This is a genomic window from Limnohabitans sp. DM1, from assembly GCF_001269385.1.
Taxonomy (GTDB): Bacteria; Pseudomonadota; Gammaproteobacteria; order Burkholderiales; family Burkholderiaceae_C; genus Limnohabitans_A.
This window is the reverse complement of the sequence record NZ_CXOO01000033.1, coordinates 1-17,643: the sequence shown is the minus strand read 5'-3', so window position 1 is coordinate 17,643 and position 17,643 is coordinate 1. Positions and strand designations below refer to the sequence as shown.

15 protein-coding genes, 1 tRNA gene and 1 pseudogene are annotated in these 17,643 nt (G+C 60.3%); 6 read left to right on the top strand and 11 right to left on the bottom strand.

All coding sequences use genetic code 11. From position 1 onward, the window contains the following. Position 1: 1 nt before the first annotated feature. The 6 genes from AMM33_RS13145 to AMM33_RS13120 all read right to left on the bottom strand — a co-directional run bounded on the left by AMM33_RS13145 (position 2) and on the right by AMM33_RS13120 (position 6,109). Positions 2-1,171: an NAD(P)/FAD-dependent oxidoreductase gene (locus AMM33_RS13145; RefSeq protein WP_090141773.1), complete on the bottom strand. Its 1,170-nt coding sequence runs from the start codon at positions 1,169-1,171 to the stop codon at positions 2-4. Continuing rightward, positions 1,168-2,091: an ornithine cyclodeaminase family protein gene (locus AMM33_RS13140; protein ID WP_090141772.1), complete on the bottom strand. Its 924-nt coding sequence runs from the start codon at positions 2,089-2,091 to the stop codon at positions 1,168-1,170. Before AMM33_RS13140 ends, AMM33_RS13145 begins: the two co-directional genes overlap by 4 nt. A 137-nt stretch (positions 2,092-2,228) precedes the next feature. Then, complete coding sequence (locus AMM33_RS13135) at positions 2,229-3,290, bottom strand: cyclase family protein (protein ID WP_090141771.1); 1,062 nt, start codon at positions 3,288-3,290, stop codon at positions 2,229-2,231. 349 nt (positions 3,291-3,639) lie between these two features. Then, on the bottom strand, positions 3,640-4,530 hold the full coding sequence (locus AMM33_RS13130; RefSeq protein ID WP_090141770.1) for a DMT family transporter: 891 nt from the start codon (positions 4,528-4,530) through the stop codon (positions 3,640-3,642). Positions 4,531-4,554: 24 nt separating this feature from the next. Then, entirely contained in the window at positions 4,555-5,322 is a 768-nt protein-coding gene (locus AMM33_RS13125) for an SDR family oxidoreductase (protein WP_090141852.1), read from the bottom strand. Positions 5,323-5,473: 151 nt separating this feature from the next. Next, positions 5,474-6,109, bottom strand: a complete 636-nt coding sequence (locus tag AMM33_RS13120; RefSeq protein WP_090141769.1) for a flavin reductase family protein — start codon at positions 6,107-6,109, stop codon at positions 5,474-5,476. Positions 6,110-6,263: 154 nt separating this feature from the next. Here AMM33_RS13120 and AMM33_RS13115 point away from each other — a divergent pair, with 154 nt between their 5' ends. Both AMM33_RS13115 and AMM33_RS13110 read left to right on the top strand, forming a co-directional pair. Next, positions 6,264-6,935, top strand: coding sequence for a nitroreductase (locus AMM33_RS13115; protein ID WP_090141768.1), 672 nt, complete (start codon positions 6,264-6,266; stop codon positions 6,933-6,935). A gap of 166 nt (positions 6,936-7,101) precedes the next feature. Further along, positions 7,102-9,423 carry an acyl-CoA dehydrogenase family protein gene (locus AMM33_RS13110; RefSeq protein ID WP_090141767.1) on the top strand — a complete coding sequence of 774 codons (2,322 nt, stop codon included), beginning with the start codon at positions 7,102-7,104 and terminating at the stop codon, positions 9,421-9,423. 341 nt (positions 9,424-9,764) lie between these two features. Here AMM33_RS13110 and AMM33_RS13105 read toward each other — a convergent pair whose 3' ends face one another. Beyond that, the gene (locus AMM33_RS13105) at positions 9,765-10,325 is read right to left on the bottom strand and encodes a LuxR C-terminal-related transcriptional regulator (RefSeq protein ID WP_090141851.1); all 561 of its coding nucleotides are present in this window, start codon (positions 10,323-10,325) and stop codon (positions 9,765-9,767) included. Between the two features lie 184 nt (positions 10,326-10,509). Between AMM33_RS13105 and AMM33_RS13100 the strand changes: the two genes are divergently transcribed. From AMM33_RS13100 to AMM33_RS13090, 3 genes are all read left to right on the top strand, one after another. Beyond that, the gene (locus AMM33_RS13100; protein ID WP_090141850.1) at positions 10,510-11,217 is read left to right on the top strand and encodes a CoA transferase subunit A; all 708 of its coding nucleotides are present in this window, start codon (positions 10,510-10,512) and stop codon (positions 11,215-11,217) included. Between the two features lie 33 nt (positions 11,218-11,250). Then, positions 11,251-11,892, top strand: coding sequence for a CoA transferase subunit B (locus AMM33_RS13095; RefSeq protein WP_090141766.1), 642 nt, complete (start codon positions 11,251-11,253; stop codon positions 11,890-11,892). A gap of 166 nt (positions 11,893-12,058) precedes the next feature. Further along, the gene (locus tag AMM33_RS13090; protein ID WP_090141765.1) at positions 12,059-13,054 is read left to right on the top strand and encodes a helix-turn-helix domain-containing protein; all 996 of its coding nucleotides are present in this window, start codon (positions 12,059-12,061) and stop codon (positions 13,052-13,054) included. A 136-nt stretch (positions 13,055-13,190) separates the two neighbouring features. Here AMM33_RS13090 and AMM33_RS13085 read toward each other — a convergent pair whose 3' ends face one another. The 3 genes from AMM33_RS13085 to AMM33_RS13075 form a co-directional block, all read right to left on the bottom strand. Next, positions 13,191-14,018: a ParB N-terminal domain-containing protein gene (locus AMM33_RS13085; RefSeq protein ID WP_090141764.1), complete on the bottom strand. Its 828-nt coding sequence runs from the start codon at positions 14,016-14,018 to the stop codon at positions 13,191-13,193. Between the two features lie 241 nt (positions 14,019-14,259). Beyond that, a complete protein-coding gene (gene ltrA / locus AMM33_RS13080; RefSeq protein ID WP_090141763.1) occupies positions 14,260-15,891 on the bottom strand; it encodes a group II intron reverse transcriptase/maturase in 1,632 nt (543 codons plus the stop codon). An 18-nt stretch (positions 15,892-15,909) separates the two neighbouring features. Beyond that, a tRNA-Gly gene (locus tag AMM33_RS13075) sits at positions 15,910-15,983 on the bottom strand. Positions 15,984-16,306: 323 nt separating this feature from the next. Here AMM33_RS13075 and AMM33_RS13070 point away from each other — a divergent pair. Beyond that, positions 16,307-16,552: pseudogene (locus AMM33_RS13070) on the top strand (transposase); the annotation flags it as partial. A 27-nt stretch (positions 16,553-16,579) separates the two neighbouring features. Here AMM33_RS13070 and AMM33_RS13065 read toward each other — a convergent pair. Next, the gene (locus AMM33_RS13065) at positions 16,580-17,632 is read right to left on the bottom strand and encodes a DDE-type integrase/transposase/recombinase (RefSeq protein ID WP_194945449.1); all 1,053 of its coding nucleotides are present in this window, start codon (positions 17,630-17,632) and stop codon (positions 16,580-16,582) included. Between the last annotated feature and the right edge of the window lie 11 nt (positions 17,633-17,643).

The window sequence follows — 17,643 nt, the reverse complement described above, 5'->3', positions numbered from 1 at the left end:
CTTAGCCGATCACCGCCAACTCGCGCAGCGGGCGGTTTTGCCGCAGGCGTTCAAAGCCCAGTTCATCGACGGCAATGGTGATGGGCTTTCCCTGCAGCATCCACTCGGCCAGCGCCAAACCAGCGCCTGCCGCATGTTGCATGCCGTGGCCTGAAAAACCGTTGATGAAATACAGGTTGCGCAGATCGGGGTGCGGGCCGATCACGGCGTTGTGATCGAAGGTGTTCATCTCGTAGTACCCCGCCCAGGCCCGTTCCACCCGCAAAGCCGCCAGCGCCGGAATGCGGTGCGCGAGTGACGCCCATTGTTCGTCGTTCCATTCGGCCCAATCGGGCTCCAGCGGCAGGCCAGGTTCGGTGTGCATGGGCTCTGCGCCGCTGATCAAAAACCGGCCCTCGGGCCGCAGCCACCAGCCGCTCGGATCGATCAGCAAGGGGCATTGCGGCAGCGGGTCGGGGCAGGACAGCACAAACACCGTGCGCCGCGCCGCCTCGATGGGCAGCTGTACCCCCGCCATGGCTGCCACCTCACCGGCCCAAGGCCCTGCGGCATTGACCACTTGGCCGCAGGACAAGCTGTCGCCACTGGCCAGCCGAACAGCGCTCAATTGCGTGTCGGTGTGGTCCAGGCCCACCACCCGGTCGTGCAAGCGCTGCACGCCTTGCGCCATGGCTTTTTTCAAAAACGCTTGGTGTAGGGCTGGGCCGTCAAACCAACCCTCACCGCTCAGGCCCAAGCTGCCCAGCGCCACATCGTCCACATTCAGCCACGGAAAGCGCTGGCGCAGGGCCTCGGGGTCCAGCAAGGCCACATCGGCCCCAGCCTGTTTTTGGATCTGGTGCGCCGTATGCAGGGCGGCAGTTTGCTCGGGCTGGGCCAGGTACAAATAGCCGGGCTCCTGCAAGCCCAGCGCCACGGGGTGATCGGGCAGGCCCAGGTGCTGCTCGACTTCGCGCAAAAACGCGATGCCGAATTGACTCAGCCGGATGTTGACGGGGCAGGTGAACTGCTGGCGGATCGAGCTGGCCGACAGCGATGACGAGGCTTTTTCGTAACGCGTGTCCGACTCGACCAGCGTCACGCGCAGGCCCGGCTGCAAGCGGGTCAACCAATAGGCCGTGGCCGCGCCCATCACGCCGCTGCCCACAATCACCACATCGGCGCGGCTCATGGGCGAGCGCCTTCGGCCAAAGCAGCGCGGTATACCAGGCGTGCTGCCACCGTGTCTTCCACCGCCTGACCCAGCGATTTGAAAATGATGGTGGTGCCTAAAGGTGGCGCAGCCACGCGACCGCACAACACTTCGCCAATTTCGGCCGCGACCCGCGCGCCCGAGAGCATCACATCGCCCGATTCTTTTTCGGCCGCTTCGCGCTGGTCGGCCACCACCCAGTGGGCCATGGCCGCATCGTCCAGCTCGCGCCAAGTGGGGCGGGGCGCACCCACCGCCGCCACAAAGGCACCGGGCTTGAGCCAGGCGCCTTGCAGCACGGGTTCGCTGGCATTGGTCACGGTGCACACGATGTCAGCGCCGCGCACCGCCTCTTCGGCGCTCGCGCAGGCCACACCGCCAATGTCTCGTGCGCACTGCTGCGCGTTGGCAGCGTTGGGGCTCCACACCCGAATTTCGGACACCTCGCGCACGGCCCGCAGCATTTGCGCGTGGCTGCGGGCCAGCACGCCGCTGCCCAGCATGGCCACCACTTGCGGTGTGCGTGGCACCAGCGCATCGGCCGCCACGGCAGAGGCCGCTGCTGTGCGCATCGCGGTGATGGTGTTGCCCTCCATCACGGCCAGCGTCTGGCCCGTGGCCGGGTCCATCAGCACGATCGTGCTCAGCAGTGTGGGCAAGCCCTTTTGCGCATTGCCCGGCACCAGGGTGATGAGCTTGGTGCTCAAGGCATCGCCCAGCTGAGCGGGTTTTAAAAACAGCAGGCCATCGTGAGAGGCCTCGCCAATGGGCATGACCATGCGCAGCGGCTGTACCACCTGGCCCAGCGTCAAGGCCACCAAGGCTTCTCGCACCCCTTGCAGCAGGTCGGGTACGCTCAGCAGTTGCTGCACGCGGGCTTCGTCAAAATAGTGAACCATGGCTTGTCTCCAGGGATGGCTTGTGCAAGGCCAATTCAAGCATGCCCAGCCGATCACGGCAGTCACCTGCAGGATTTACTAGCGCAAACCCAGATGGATGGCGGTCAGTGGCCAGGGCTCCTCACGCCGGGGGGCGATCACACGGTGGCAATGGGCGTGGCCGGTGAGCCAATGGCTCCGGGCAGGCGCAGGGGTGGCGCAGTCAGCAAAAAGCGGTGGCGGCCGTGCTCGCGCAGCCAGTTGGCCAAGGGCGTGAGGTGCCAGATCTCGCCCAGGTGCACGCCCAGCTTGAACAGGCAATGTTCGTGCAAGGGCAAAGCCGCGCAGCTGCCGGGGCGGGGTGTGGCGGGCAAGCCTTCGACCGCGTAGTTGTCGGCGATCAGCGCCACCAGGCCTGAATCGGTGATCCACTGCAGCAGCCGCTCGTCGCGTCCTTCCAGCACGGCACACGAGTTTTCCACCACATGCGGGTCGGGCTGTTTGTTCATCTCCAGCAGCATCTGCGCAAAGCCGGTGTGCAAGCACACCATGTCACCGGGCTCCACCACCACGCTGTCCTTGCGCATGATGTCCATCAGGAGGTCGTGACCCACCCGCACCCGCTCACGGCCCAGGTGGGCATGCAGGTCGATCATGACTGCGCGGCCTTGCACGCAGCGCTCGGACATCTTCTCGATGCCCAAGGCTTTGGCAGAAGAGGTCGATTCGCGGGCGATCTCCGGAAAACCAAAAATGCCAGCCCCCGATCCACTGCTGGGCCCCACCACATCGGTGCCTGCGCGAAAGCCGTTGTAATACACCGGCTCGGGCACACCGTCGCCATTGGCATCGAACATCGAGCCCACATGCGCCAGGCTGTCCCACTGGGTGCTGTACTGCAAGTGCATGATCACCAGGTCGTCGCACACCACATCGGTGCAAACCGGGTCGTCACACCACAGCTGGTAGTTCATGTTGGGCTTGTCGCCGCGCAAGGTGGGGCGCAGCACAGGTGGCTGCCTGCGGGGGTTGAGCACGTTGCCGCCTGGAAAATCCAGCGGCAGGCTCAGGTTGAAGGTTTGCCCCGTGCGCACCTCTTGCATGCCTTGCAGCACTTTGTCGGGCGTCAAAAGGTTCATGCGACCGCACTGGTCATCGGGCCCAAAGTCGCCCCAGTTCGAGCCCGGCGGGCGGTGTTTCCAGCGGGGGGATGAAGACATGCAGAACTCCTGTGATGAGCGCCCTAGCGCCAAAAATGGTGCATGCCATCTTGGGCGCTGGGTGGCTGCTGGTGTGTCACCGAGCTGACTGAGGGCCCAAGCGCTTAGCAGTTGGCTCACACCCGTTAAGCGTTATTGATCCGGCCCGATGAGGTTTGAATGGCCCATGTTTTGTCGCTCATGTGGATATTTTTGCCTTTGTAGGAGCCCACCCTGTGGGCGAAGGCATGCAGGGCCAAGTCAAGGGCGTGTTCCACGCCCATCGCCCACAGGGGTGGGCTCCTACAAAAAAGCTATCCCCTGCATAGGGTTCAAGACTCCAAGGGGCCGGATCAATAAGTTAAGGTACTCATTTGGGACCTGCGCCCTGAAACTCGCGCCACAACAAATACAGGCCGCTGGCCACCACCACCATGGCGCCCAGCACCACGGCCAGGTCGGGCACTTGGCCAAAGACCAGCCAGCCGAGCACCGTCATGTAAAGGATCTGCTGGTACAAAAACGGACCCAGCACCGCCGCCGAAGCGTAGCGGTGCGCCACGGCCACAAAGTAGTGGCCAATGCCACCGCACAAACCGGCCAAGGCCATCACGAACCACTCCAGCAGCGTGGCCGGTTGTTGCCATTGCCACAGCGCCACGGGCGTCAGCGCCAAAGTGGCCACCACCGCCGAGGTCATTTGCGTGGTGGCCGGGTTTTCGCTGCTGGCCAGGTAGCGCGTCATCATGTTGAAGAGCGCATACAAAATGGCGTTGAGGGCTGACAGCAAGATGGCCGGGTGAAAGCCCTGGCTGCCAGGGCGGATGATGACCAGCACCCCCGCGAAGCCCACTGCAATGGCCAGCCAACGCTTGGCATCCAGCCGCTCGCCCAGCCACCAGGCCGACAGCAGCGCAATCAAAATCGGCACGGAAAACTGCATCGCTCCGGTCTCGGCCAGCTGCAAATACTGCAAAGCCCAGAAGTTCAGGCCGGTCATGGCCGCCAGCATCAAGCCGCGCAGCAGCTGCAAGCGCGGGTGCCGCCAGCGCAGCAAATCGCCTTTGACCGAGGGCGCAAACACCGCGATGGAAAACAGCGAATGCGTGAGAAAGCGCATCCACACCACCTGCATCACGGGCAGGGTGAGGACCAGCCACTTGGCCGAGGCGTCGAGCACCGCAAACATCAAGGTGGTGACCGTCACCAGCGCAATGCCGATGCGGCGGTGCCGGGCACTGTCGCTGAAAAGTTGGCTCATGGGCTGGGTGAGATGCCGCCGGGCTCAGCGTTTGGGCGGCGTTTCCAGCCCGCCTGTGTAGAAGCGGTTGAAGGTGGGGGAGATGACAAATTCGTTGATGCAGGTGCGAGCGGGCATCTGCGCCACAAACAGGATGGCTTGCCCCATGTCCTCGGCCTGCACCATCAATTCGCGTTGCTCGGCAGACGGCGGCACGGGCCGCTTGTCCAGAATGGGCGTGGCCACTTCGCCGGGCAAGAGCGAGGTGGCGCGGATGCCGTGTGTGCACTCTTCCATGTTGATGGACTCGGTCAGGGCCAGCACGGCGCGTTTGGTGGCGTTGTAAGCAGGGCCGGTGAGCTTGGACGCGTAAAGCCCCGCCCAAGACGACACGTTGATGATCAAGCCGCCTTGTTGCTGACGCATGGCGGGCAGGACCGCGTGCACGCAATAAAACAGGCCCGACAGGTTGATGGCCACCACATCGTCCCAGGCCTCGGGCGTGACCACGTCTAAATTGCGCTGCGTGGCATTGGTGCCCGCGCTGGTCACCAGGATGTCGATGCGCCCATGTTTGTCCAAAATTTGCTGGGCGGCTGCTTTGACGGCGTGCTTGTCGGCCACGTCCAGCAGCAAGGCCTCGGCACTGCCCAGGGCCTGCAGCGAAGCCAAAGCGCTGGCATTGGTGGCCGCGTTGCGGCCCGAAATCACAACATGCGCTCCGGCTTGGGCCAAGGCCATGGCGCCGGCCAGCCCGATGCCGCTGCCCCCGCCTGTGATCCATGCAACTTGTCCTTTGAGTGGTGCGGTCATGTGTTTGTCCTGAGCTTGGGTTGGAGGGCCCACAGCAGCCAAGTGGCAGCAAGCAAAGGCCCGTGGCCAGATTAACGCAGCCGCTGCCGCACGGCCTGCGCCTCAGGTGACACCCGCTGGCGCTGCCCGTGCGCCGGGAGGGTGCAAGGCCTCACTTGGGCAGATCGCGTGCACCGCTTTCGGGGCGGTGCATTTTGAACAGCTGCTCCGGCCCGATGCTGAAGTAATCCGCTGCGCCGCCGCCACGCAAAATGTGCCCGGCATTGGCGGTGTCGTACACCCCGTCTTTGAGCAAGCGCTGGTCAATGTGGATGCCCACCACTTGGCCAAACACCATCCAGGTGTCGACTTTCTGGCCTTGCAGGTCTTGCAACTGCAAAATTTGCGTGCACCGACATTCAAAGCTCACCGGGCTTTGCGCCACACGCGGCACACCCACCACCTTCGATGCCTCGGGTGTCAGGCCTGCCAGATCAAACTCGCTCACCTCGGGCGGCACGGCTTCGCAAGTTTGGTTCATCACCTCGGCCAGATCGCGAGTGACCAGGTTCCAGACAAACTCGCCCGTCGCCTCGATGTTGTTGAGCGAATCCTTGCGCCCGATGCTTGAAAACCCAATCACGGGTGGCACGTAGTTGAAGGCGTTGAAAAAGCTGTAGGGGGCCAGATTGAGCACACCGCTGGGGCTTTGGCTGGACACCCAGCCTATGGGGCGAGGGCCCACGATGGCGTTGAACGGGTCATGCTTGAGGCCGTGACCGAGGTGAGGTTCATAAAAATGCATCATGGCCACACTGTAAAGTGCCCCAGCTGGCAGGCACAGTCATGCGCAAGACAAGCATGTCTTGCTGAAAACGTTTTAATGCAGCCATGTCTGAGTCTTCGTTGCTCAGATCAAAGCCTCAGGCGAGCCGCCTGTTCAAACGCATCGAGACAAGTCCATGGAATTTTCAGAACTCATCAAGGCCCGCAAAAGCATTCGCGGTTACCAGCAAAAAACCGTGCCACGCGAAGTGATCGAAGAGATCCTCTCAGTGGCCAAATGGTCGCCCTCGTCCATGAACACACAGCCCTGGCATGTGCATGTGGTCACGGGCGAGCCGCTGGAGCGCATTCGCCGGGGCAATACCGACAATATGGTCAAGGGCGTGCCACCCAAGCGCGACTTCCCGATGAAAGAGGCCTACGAGGGCATCCACCGCAAGCGTCAGGTGGACATCGCCATTCAGCTGTTCGACGCCATGGGCATTGCCCGCGATGACAAAGAGCGCCGCACCGATTGGGTGATGCGCGGTTTTCGGCAGTTTGATGCGCCGGTGTCGCTGGTGCTGACCTATGACAAATACCTCGAACCTGCAGCCATCAGCCAGTTTGATTTGGGGGCTTTGTCGCACGCCATCGTGCTGGCCGCCTGGGAGCGGGGCCTGGGCACCGTGATCAACGGGCAGGGCATCATGCAGTCGGCCGTGGTGCGCGAACACGCGGGCATCCCCGACGACCAGAACATCATGATCTGCATCGCCTTGGGCTACCCGGACGAAGACTTTGTGGCCAACAGCGTCAAGTCGGTGCGCGAGGATGAAGCCAATTTCGTGCGTTATGTGGGTTTTTGACCGGTCGGCCCGGCATGGCGCATTTCCCTGTAGGAGTTTGCCCTGCAAGCGAAAAGCCAGCGGTCCACATGCGCCGCATAGCCAGCAGGGCTGGCTCCTGCAAAAACCATGGCCTCGCAAAACGCCTTTCCTTGTGATTATTTTTTCTTTTTGAGCGAAGACCACCATGACCGATTCATTGACGAGCGACGAACTGGCTTTTCGTGATGAAGTGCGCGCCTTTTTGGCCGCTGAGCTGACCGATGAGATCCGCTTGGGCGGGCATCGTACCTCGGGCATTTTTGCGGACTACGAGGTCGGTATTCCGTGGCAGCGGATTTTGGCCAAGCGCGGCTGGGCGGCGCCGCACTGGCCAGTCGAGTGGGGCGGTTGCGCCTGGACCCCAAAGCAGCATGACATTTTTGCCAGCGAGATTGCAGCGGCTGATGCCCCCAAGGTCTCGCCCCTGGGGCTGGTGATGGCTGCGCCCGTGCTGGTGGCGTTTGGCACGCAGGCCCAAAAAGAGCGCTGGCTGCCCGATTTGCGCAATGGCGTGAGTTACTGGTGTCAGGGCTACAGCGAGCCGGGCTCGGGCTCCGACCTGGCATCGCTGCAATGCCGCGCCCGCCGCGAAGGCAACGAGTGGGTGATCAACGGCTCCAAAATCTGGACCACCCACGCCCACCGCGCCACGCACATGTTTTGTCTGGTGCGCACCGACAGCAGCGGTAAACCGCAGCAAGGCATCAGCTTTTTGATGTTCGAGTTGAACAACCCGGGCATCCAGATCCGGCCGATCATCAGCATCTCGGGCGACCATGAGTTCAACCAGGTCTTTTTTGACGAGGCCCGCGTGCCCGCTGATGCGCTGATCGGCGAAGAAAACCAGGGCTGGACGATTGCCAAATTTTTGCTGGAACACGAGCGGGGCGGCTCGTCTGCGCCGTTCTTGCGGGGGCGGTTGGCCCGGTTGAAAGAGTCCCTGAACGAAGCGTTTGCCTCATCAGGACCTTCTGACCAAGAGCAAGAAGACATCGCCTTGACCTTGGCCAACGCGCAGTGCCGCATCGACGCCTTGCACGCTTGGGAACAGCAGGTGCTGACCGCTCGCATCGGTGGCGGCACGCAGCCTTGCTGGATGCCGGCTGCGCCGTCCATGGGCAAGGTGCTGGCGACCGAGCTCAAGCAGCACTTGACCGAGCTGGGTCTGGACATTGCAGGCCCCTATGGTTCCAGCAGCCTGACCATTGAGGAGGCATCTGCCCACGCGCTGCCTGTGCCCGAAGAGTCGGTTTTCGCCACCCGTGCGTATTTGAATGACCGCGCAGCCTCGATTTATGGCGGCACCAATGAAGTGCAGCGCAACCTGATTGCGCGGCACATTCTGGGGGCCGAGGTGGTGGAGTCTGTGCTGCCTCTGGACGAGACGCAGACCATGCTCGTGGCCAGTCTGCAAGGCTGGCTGCAAGACAAATTGCCCTTTGACAAACGCGCTCAGATGATCGCCACGCCGCAAGCGATTGAGCCGCTGTGGCAAGGCCTGGCGCACGAGCTGGGCCTCTTGGGTGCCGCGCTGCCTGAACACCTGGGGGGCATGGGCGGTGGATTGCCCGAGCAGATGCTGATTTGCCAGGCCCTCGGGGCGGCTTTGGTGGCCGAGCCTTACAGCAGCTCGGCCGTCTTGGGCGCGACCTTGCTGCAAGCGTTGAATGACCCGGCGGCTGATGCTTTGCTCCAAGGCCTGGCCGATGGCCAAGTGCGCTTGGCCGTGGCGGCTTTGGAGCCCTCCGGGCGCACCGACCTGAGCCGGGTGCAGACCCGCTTGCACAACTCGAACGGCCAGCTGCACATCAGCGGGCGCAAAGCCCTGGTGCGAGGCGCAACCGGGGCCACGCATTGGCTGGTGAGCGCGCGAGACGAGGCTGGCCAGCTGCGCATCTGCTTGATTGACCCTTCAGCCACTGGCGTGCAGCAGCGTGATGTTCGACTGATCGACGGTGCCTGGGCGGCTGAGCTGGCATTTGACCAAACGCCCGTGCAAGCCATCATCGGCCAAGGCGATGCGCTGGCTGCGCTCTCGCAAGCATGGGATGCGGCCACGCTGGCCGCAGGTGCCGAAGCGGTTGGCGTGATGCAGACCCTGATGCGCGACACGCTCAACTACACCAGCCAGCGCAAGCAGTTCGGTCAACCCTTGGCGGCCTTTCAGGCCCTGCAACACCGCATGGCCGACATGTACATGGCCCTGGTGCAAGCCGCTGCGGCGGTGGGTGCTTGTGCCGATGTGCTGGGTGACAGCCCCGAGCGCCGCGCCGAGCGGGTGTCATCGGCCCATGTGACGGTGCTGCGTGCTGCGCGCTTGGTGGGGCAGGGCGCGGTGCAGTTGCACGGCGGCATGGGCATGACCGACGAGCTGGCCGTGGGCCATGGCTTCAAGCGGCTGACGGTGATCGAGCAGCAGTTTGGCGGGGTGACGTTGCATCTGCGGCGGGTGTTTGGCGTGGATTGACGACCTCAAGCCTCAAGAGGCCGAAGTCACCGACCCATGCATGTCGAAGGTCGGCACTCGAAGAGTCCGACGTCTGAGCAATGAACCGCATCGAATGCGTCGGCATGAACGCTTAACCCAACAACGTCGGGGTCTTCGACCACCGACCTACGGATATTGCCTTCGTTGTAGGTCGGTACTCGAAGAGTCCGACGTCTGAGCAATGAACCGCATCGAATGCATCGGCACGGCACGAACGCTCAACCCAACAGCGTCGGGGTCTTCGACCACCGACCTACGGATATCGCGTTCGTTGTAGGTCGGCACTCGAAGAGTCCGACGTGATGGTGTTTGGCGTCTTCTTACCCGCGCATTAACTTCTGAATCAAATCCGCAGCCCCTGATGCCTGGTATTTGCGCATGAGCTTGACGCGGTAAATCTCCACCGTGCGGTGGCTGATGCCCAAGGCTTTGCCGATTTCCTTGCTGGTTTGGCCGTCCATCAGGTGGGCGGCGACTTCGCGTTCGCGGGCGGTGAGTTCGGCCTTGACGGGTTTGCGGGCCGACAGGTCTTCAAAGGTCCAGATGCCTGCTTCGTGTGGGGCATCGCGGTTGAGCGCACGGCCGGTCACATGGCACCAAAAGGTCTCGCCTTTAAAGCGGCCGTCCACGCGCTTCATCACGCGGTCGTCGGCGTACACGCCTTTGGCGTTCAGTATGGGCGCGATGCGCTGGCCGGTGCGTTCGTATTCGTCGGCGCTGGGGTAGAGCAGCTGGAAGGTCTGGCCGATCAGTTGTTCGCGTGGGGCGCCAAACATTTCGCACATGCGCTGGTTGCAGTCGACCATGGTGCGGTTGCGCGAGAGCACCATGCCGATGGGGGCGAGGTCAAAGGCGAGGCGGTAGTCGATGTCCTGTGTCATGGGGACGCTTTTTGTAGGAGCCAGCCTGCTGGCCATGGATTGGGGTGAGCGCGTTATCGCTTGCAGGCAAGCTCCCACAGAACCCCCCATGCCGGCTGGGTTTCTCTAAGGGCCGCCCTCTACGAAAAACTACGTAGTTGATTACGTAGTATCGTAGCGTTCTCTTTCCTGAATGGAGTTTGGCGTGAACAAGATTTTTCCTTCCGCAGCCGAGGCCCTCAAGGGCATCGTGGCTGACGGGCAACTCATTGGCGTGGGCGGCTTTGGCCTGTGCGGTATTCCTGAGGCTTTGATTGCGGCGCTGCGTGACAGCGGCGTGCAAAACCTGACGGCCATTTCCAACAACGCGGGCGTGGACGATTTCGGTTTGGGCTTGTTGCTGCAAACCCGCCAGATCAAGAAAATGATTTCGTCTTACGTGGGCGAGAACAAAGAGTTTGAACGCCAGTACCTGGCGGGCGAGTTGGCTTTGGAGTTCACGCCACAAGGCACCTTGGCCGAAAAGCTGCGTGCGGGCGGCGCGGGCATCCCGGCTTTTTTCACCAAGACCGGTGTGGGCACTTTGGTGGCCGAGGGCAAAGAGCTGCGCGAGTTCGATGGCGAGACCTATGTGATGGAGCGTTCGCTTGTGCCCGATGTGTCGCTGGTTAAAGCGCACCGCGCCGACAAGTCCGGCAACCTGCAGTTCCGCTACACCTCGCGCAACTTCAACCCGGCTGTGGCCATGGCCGGCAGGATTTGTGTGGTCGAGGTCGAAGAGATTGTGGAAACCGGTGCCATGCACCCGGACAGCGTTCACTTGCCCGGCATTTATGTACACCGCATCGTGCTGAACACGAAGCCGGAAAAGCGCATCGAGAAACGCACCATTACAGAAAAGGCGGGCGTATGAAGCCCGCCGTGACAGAAAAAACAGGAGCCTGATATGAGCTGGAGTCAAGACCAAATGGCCGCGCGTGCGGCCCACGAACTGGAAGACGGTTTCTATGTGAACCTGGGCATCGGCATTCCCACGCTGGTGGCCAACTTTGTGCCGGCCGACAAGGAAGTCTGGCTGCAAAGCGAAAACGGCATGCTGGGCATTGGCCCGTTCCCGACCGAAGACGAGGTCGATGCTGACCTGATCAACGCGGGCAAGCAGACGGTGACCACCATCAAGGGCTCGTCCATCTTTGGCAGCGAGCAGTCGTTTGCCATGATCCGCGGCGGCAAGATCAACCTGTCCATCCTGGGCGCGATGCAGGTGAGCGAAAAGGGCGATCTGGCCAATTGGATGATCCCCGGCAAGATGGTCAAGGGCATGGGTGGCGCGATGGACCTGGTGGCAGGCGTCAAGCGCGTGATCATCTTGATGGAACATGTGGCCAAGAAGAAAGACGGCACCGAAGACCTGAAAATTTTGCCCAGCTGTACACTGCCCCTGACGGGTGTGGGCGTGGTCGACCGCATCATCACCGACCTGGCTGTGATGGATGTGACCGACGCGGGCCTCAAAGTGGTGGAGCTGGCCCCGGGCGTGACGCCAGAATTGCTGCAAAGCAAGACGGGTGTGACGCTGATTTTTTGAAGCTGGACGTTTTGATTATTTTTAAAAGCCACGAATTTCGTGGCTTTTTTCATTAATTTTGCTAAATTTAACTGAATATTAAAATAATCCGAATTTTAAAATTGAATCTGTGTATTCCCAAGTGATTAAATTTGGTACAAAATAGTGATTTTTGACGGTTTTTGGAATGTCAACACCCAATTCGGACCGCGTTCGCGGTGAGCTGTTGCGCGAATGGCGCCTTGCGCAGCAAATAGAGCTGAGCGATCTTGCACGCCGCGTGAATTTGTCGGCTGCACAGGTTCAACAACTGGAGTCGGGTGGCTCCTCCTTGTTCTATTCCGAACCGATCAAGTACAGTGCAGCCCGAAAAGTCGCCAAGGCTTTAGGGCAAGACCCCGAAAGCGTGATCCGCACCATCGCCAACGAGGGTGTCAGTGCTGACCCGGCCATGATATCTGTGCAGGTTTTGGACGACTTGATCCAGTTATCCGAACAACGCAAGAGTGCCCAACAGGAATCATCCGGTGGTGCTCGGCGATTTGTCCGCTGGTTTCTGTGGTGGTCAGGCCTGCTCGTTTTGGGTGCCTTGGCGACGGGCTTGTATTTGCAGCCCGAGCCGATCACCCATTGGGCGACTGAACAATGGGCGCGTGTGCAGTCTTACCTGGCGCCCGCGCCCGCAACACAACTGCCTGCGCCTGCCGTATTGACCGAAGCCTCTGACGCGCAGTTGGCAGCCGAGGCTGCCGTGCCTGAAGCATCCGTTTCAACTCCAGCGGACATGGCTGCCCTTGCCAGTGCGGTGCCCGTCAATTCAGCTTCCACCCCTGCCTTGCCTGTCAGTGTGGCCGCGCCTGCAGTCGCGCTTGCCTTGCCCGAATCGCTTTGCCAAAGCACGGAGCAGGGAACCTTGCTGACCTCCAAGATTCCCAGCAAGGCCGGTGACATGGTTTACATCGTCCCGCTCAAGGCCGGTTCGGTGTGCGCCAAGGACGGCACGGGCAAGAGCACGGTGCTCACCTTGCAGGCCAAAGAGGGCCGAAGTGTTTACGGGCCACCCCCTTGGCGTGTGTATTTTGAACACACGGATCAGGCGCAGGTTTACTTCCAGGGTGAGCGCTTGCGCTGGCCTGAGGTGCCCACACGCGCCATCGTGCTGCGTGAGGTCAAGCCTCAATAAGTTGCAGGGCGTCTTCCTGCGGGCACCCTCATACCTTTGTGCTGCCCCCCAGGTGACTTGCTTTGGGCGTTAGCGGTCATTTGTGGGCCGCTGCCCTGCCTGCCATGGGGCTTGGGTCGCCCAGTTTGTCTGGGGCTCAGTGGGGGGCGTTTGAGGCTTGCAAACGGGCCTCAAGTTCAGCCACATGCTGGCGCAGGCGCTGGTTTTCATCGGTCAGGGCCTGTACCTGTTGGCGCAAAGTCTGGATCGTCTCGGGTGTGTCGTTCTCGGCGGTGAGGGTGTCTTCCTTGGGGGCTTTGCGGTTCACTTCACGCACGCGTTTGGCCGCTTGTTTGAGTTCATCCTTGCCGCCCAATGCGGCTGTTTTTTGTTCTTCTGCGGGCAAGCTGGCCACGGCAGCTGCGGCATTGATGGAGATCGTCCCAGCTTTGACTGCTGCCACCAGTTCTGGTGCGGCTTGCTTCTGGATTTTCTCGATCTGCACGACCTGGCTGTTGCTCAATCGGGCCACTTTGGCAATATCGGCGCGGCTTTTGAGCGGGTTGGGGCCGCTGGCCGCGATGTCTTGAGGCGTCTCTTGCGATGCGTGTTCAGACAGCGTGGCGTCCCTGTTGGCCGTGGCGGCGATGGTCTGGGTGCGCTGCTCGGCCAAAATCGCGCGTTTGCGCAAGGCCAGCACGCCGCGCTGAAAATCCGACACGCTGCGCCGCCCCAGGTGCTGGTCGATCATCCACAGGTGCACGTCCTCCATCGATTGGAATCTCGTGTTTTGCACCGTCTGAAAGGGCAGGCCATGCTTTTGGCAAATGCCGTAGCGGTTGTGTCCGTCCACCAGAACATCGCCCCACAACACCAAGGCATCGCGGCAGCCCTCGGCCAGGATGCTGCGCTCCAGCGAGGCGTGCTCATCGGGCGTGAGTGGGTCGATGTAGGCTTTGAGTTCTTCGTTGACGGTGATGTGCATGGGGCGGATACAAAAGCCGAAGGCCCCTTGCGGGGCCTTCATGGAATGATCAGGAGACTGGAGCGGGTGATGGGAATCGAACCCACGTTATTTATCGGGTAAGGAACACACCTCGCGGTGTGTCCCTCCCCTCAGAACCGGACTTGCAAGTTTCCCCGCATCCGGCTCAAGCAGTCATGACTGTACCATCGTTTGATGGAGCAGCAGTTTCGAATTACCTCAGAGTCGAGAGACTCTGCTGTCAACGACTATTGACATGGTGCTGTACATGACAGTCAGGATGAAGCAACTCAAGATTGCTCAGTTTGTTCGAGCCGCCGTCTACACGCCGGACGATGTGATGTAAGTGCCACTTGGTTTCCCAGGTGATCTTTTCACCGCACCGAGAACAACTTCCGTCTTGCCAATTCCAGATCCAAATCAGTTTTCGGCGACCCGCCAGTGAGGAGTTCATTCGCATAGCCAAACGCTTTGCGAAATAGGCCTCATCGTTAGGGTCGTAGGGGTTTGCATCTGACTTGATTTTGATGTGGACTTGCTTTGTAAATCCACTCAGAGTCAGAAGCATGTTTTGCCCTTCCACGAATCGCCATTCTCGACCATTGATGATCTTGAAGTAACGTTTCTTTATCCATCGTGCCCCCTTGTTTGGGTGCCGACGCTTTGCCCATCGCCAGAGCGCTTCCCAAATGTGATGATCGCACTTGGCGAACGTTCTACTGGACATTTGGCTTCGGTGATAGTTGGCCCAGCCCCGGATGATCGGGTTGAGTTGATAGATCACTTCTGCTTGTCGTTCAGTGCGTAGTTCTTTCAGTTTGATTCTGATCTTGTCCAGGAATGATTTCACGTTTTTCTTGGAAGGTTTCCTGGCCAGCATGTCTCCATGCTTGCGAACAGTCCATCCCAGAAAATCGAAACCATCAGTCACATGTGTGATGAAGGTTTTTGTCTCGGAAAGCTCCAATCCCCGTTGGCTAAGAAAATTCTTAACCAGGGGCTTCACCTGCTGTTCCAAAAGTTCTTTCGAGCTTCCGGTGATGATGAAGTCATCGGCGTATCGGATGAAATTGACTTTGGCGGCTCTTGCTTCGCGCACTGTGCGGAATAATCCTTTCAGTGCTGCTTGCAGCCCATCCAATGCCAGGTTCGATAAGACCGGTGAGATGATGCCGCCCTGAGGTGTGCCACTCTTGGTTGGGAAGAGGGTATTACCCTCAAAATATCCAGCCTTCAGCCATTTTTGGAGCACCTGCTTATTCATAGGAACGTGCTGGAGCAGCCAGTTGTGACTGATGTTGTCAAAGCAACCTTTGATGTCGCCCTCGAGTATCCATTGCGGAGAGTCTTTTCGTGACAGGTCATTTTTGACCTGTTCGATAGCATCTGCTGTGGATCTTTCGCGGCGGAAGCCGTACGAGTTTGTATCTCCAATTGTTTCAGCTACTGGATCAAGCGATAGCAGGTGTAGCGCTTGCGATGCCCGATCTTTCATGGTGGGGATGCCCAGGGGCCGTGTCCCGCCACTCTTTTTCGGTATGTGGATTCTGCGAAGTGGCAGCGGTTTGTATTTCTTGTTTCCAAGAGACGCAATCGCTGTGAATTTCGCTTCAGGGGTGTTCCAAAGAACTTGGTCTACCCCGGGGGTTTTGTGTCCCCTGTTCTCAGTTACTCGACGCACCGCCAAGGCTTTCGCACTGGTACTGTGTGTGAGTAGTCGTTGCAGGCGTTTGACTTGTCGCCATTCACCTGCTTTCGTTGCTTTCGCAATGCGGATTTGCAGCCTTCCAACTACACGATGCACGTCTGGCCAGCTGATGCCGTGCCAGTGTGTCCATGTATCAGAGGCAACATCGCATTGAACTGCGTCCATATCAACCTCCGTTGAGAATGGAGCGGGCGAAGGGAATCGAACCCTCGTCTTAAGCTTGGGAAGCTTCAGCTCTGCCATTGAGCTACGCCCGCTCAGTCCGAAGGATGAGCGCATCCCCGAAGGGATGCATACCCTTCGGGTGGTTGGAGCAAATCTATCTTGCGATAGACCACCTTGCAGAAGTCAGCACTCTTTCGAGTCAGGGGATTTCACCCGTATCTTCGTCGTTACAACGCAGCGTTCGCTTTTTCTGCAATCTTTTACCCGCAACAGATTCGCTTTATCTTGCGATAAAGTTTGTCCGGCTATTGTAGCTGGACCCTGCTACGGGCTTACCCTGTTCCGTACCCCCTGTGTCAGACTAGTTGTCGCCTCGATAGAACCTAGAACCTGGGGGCGGCGATGAAAGAACAAAATGGCTCGATATGGACAAGCATTCAGAGACAAAGCGGTAGCCAAGTTGCTGCCACCGGAGAGCGCACCGCTGCAGGTGGTCTCGCGCGAGATGGGCGTGAGCGAGGCAACCCTGGAGCGTTGGCGCGAAGAAGCACAAACCAGACCTGCCCGAGCTCGGCCCTGGTCTGCGGGTGCCCGGCTTGAGGCCGTGATCACTACAGCTGCGATGAACGAGGCCGCTAAGAGCGCCTGGTGCCGCCGGAACGTGTCAATGACTTTGCTACACCTTGCTTCATAAATTTACGGTGCAGGGTTGTTCTGTTTCAGACGGCTTCCTTTGCGCTGGCGGTGAGTTGATCCAGGCCGCTGTGGGCATGGGTTTTAGGCAAGGGCGGACCCCCTTGAATCGGTTGGGTGTGGCATCGAATGCCGCATTCAGCGTTGCTTGCCTGATCTCCCTCATTGCCTGCGCTAGCCCGTAGTGCACGCTGTGGGGTGTCATATGGCCAATTCCTGAGTGGCAGTGCTGCCCGTTGTACCAGGCAAAGAATGTCTGGCAATGCAATCTGGCGTCCTCAATGCTGCCAAAGCGCTCTGGGAAGTCGGGTCGGTATTTCATGGTCTTGAATTGGGATTCCGAGTAGGGGTTGTCATCCGAGGTGTAGGGACGGCTGTGGCTCTTGGCCACGTCCAGGTCCACCAACAAACTGGCCACCGGTTTGGAGCGCATAGAGGTACCCCGGTCCGCGTGCAGCGTGAGCGCACCGGGCATCACGTCGTGGCGGGCCACGGTATCGGCAATCAGTTGCTGGGCCAGCTCAGCGCTCTCACGCGGCGCAATCAGCCATCCAACGACGTAGCGACTGAAGATGTCCAGGATGACGTAGAGATGGAAGCACGTCCATTTGGCTGGACCCTTGAGTTTGGTGATGTCCCACGACCAGACTTGGTTGGGCCCTGTCGCCAGCAATTCAGGCTTGGCATAGACCGGGTGGCTACGCTGGCGGCGACGCTCGGCACTGCTGGCGTTGGCAGCCAGCAAGCGGTACATGGTGCGCACCGACCCCAGGTAAGTGCCTTCGTCCAGCAATGTGGCGTGGACTGTCGCTGGCGCGGTGTCGGCAAATCGCTCACTGCACAGGGCTTGCAGCACTAAGGCCTGTTCCACCTCACTCAAGGCCAGCGGTGAACGTGGGCGCACAGGCCTTGGCGCTGAGGGTGGCCCCACAAAGGCGGCTCGGTGCGCGTGCGCTTTGTGCCTGGCCGGGGCACCGCGCCACAGTCCCATGGCGCGGCATGCTGCAGCACTGCGCAGCGCTGGGGTGAGTTCAAGGGTTGCAGCCATCAAGGACTCGC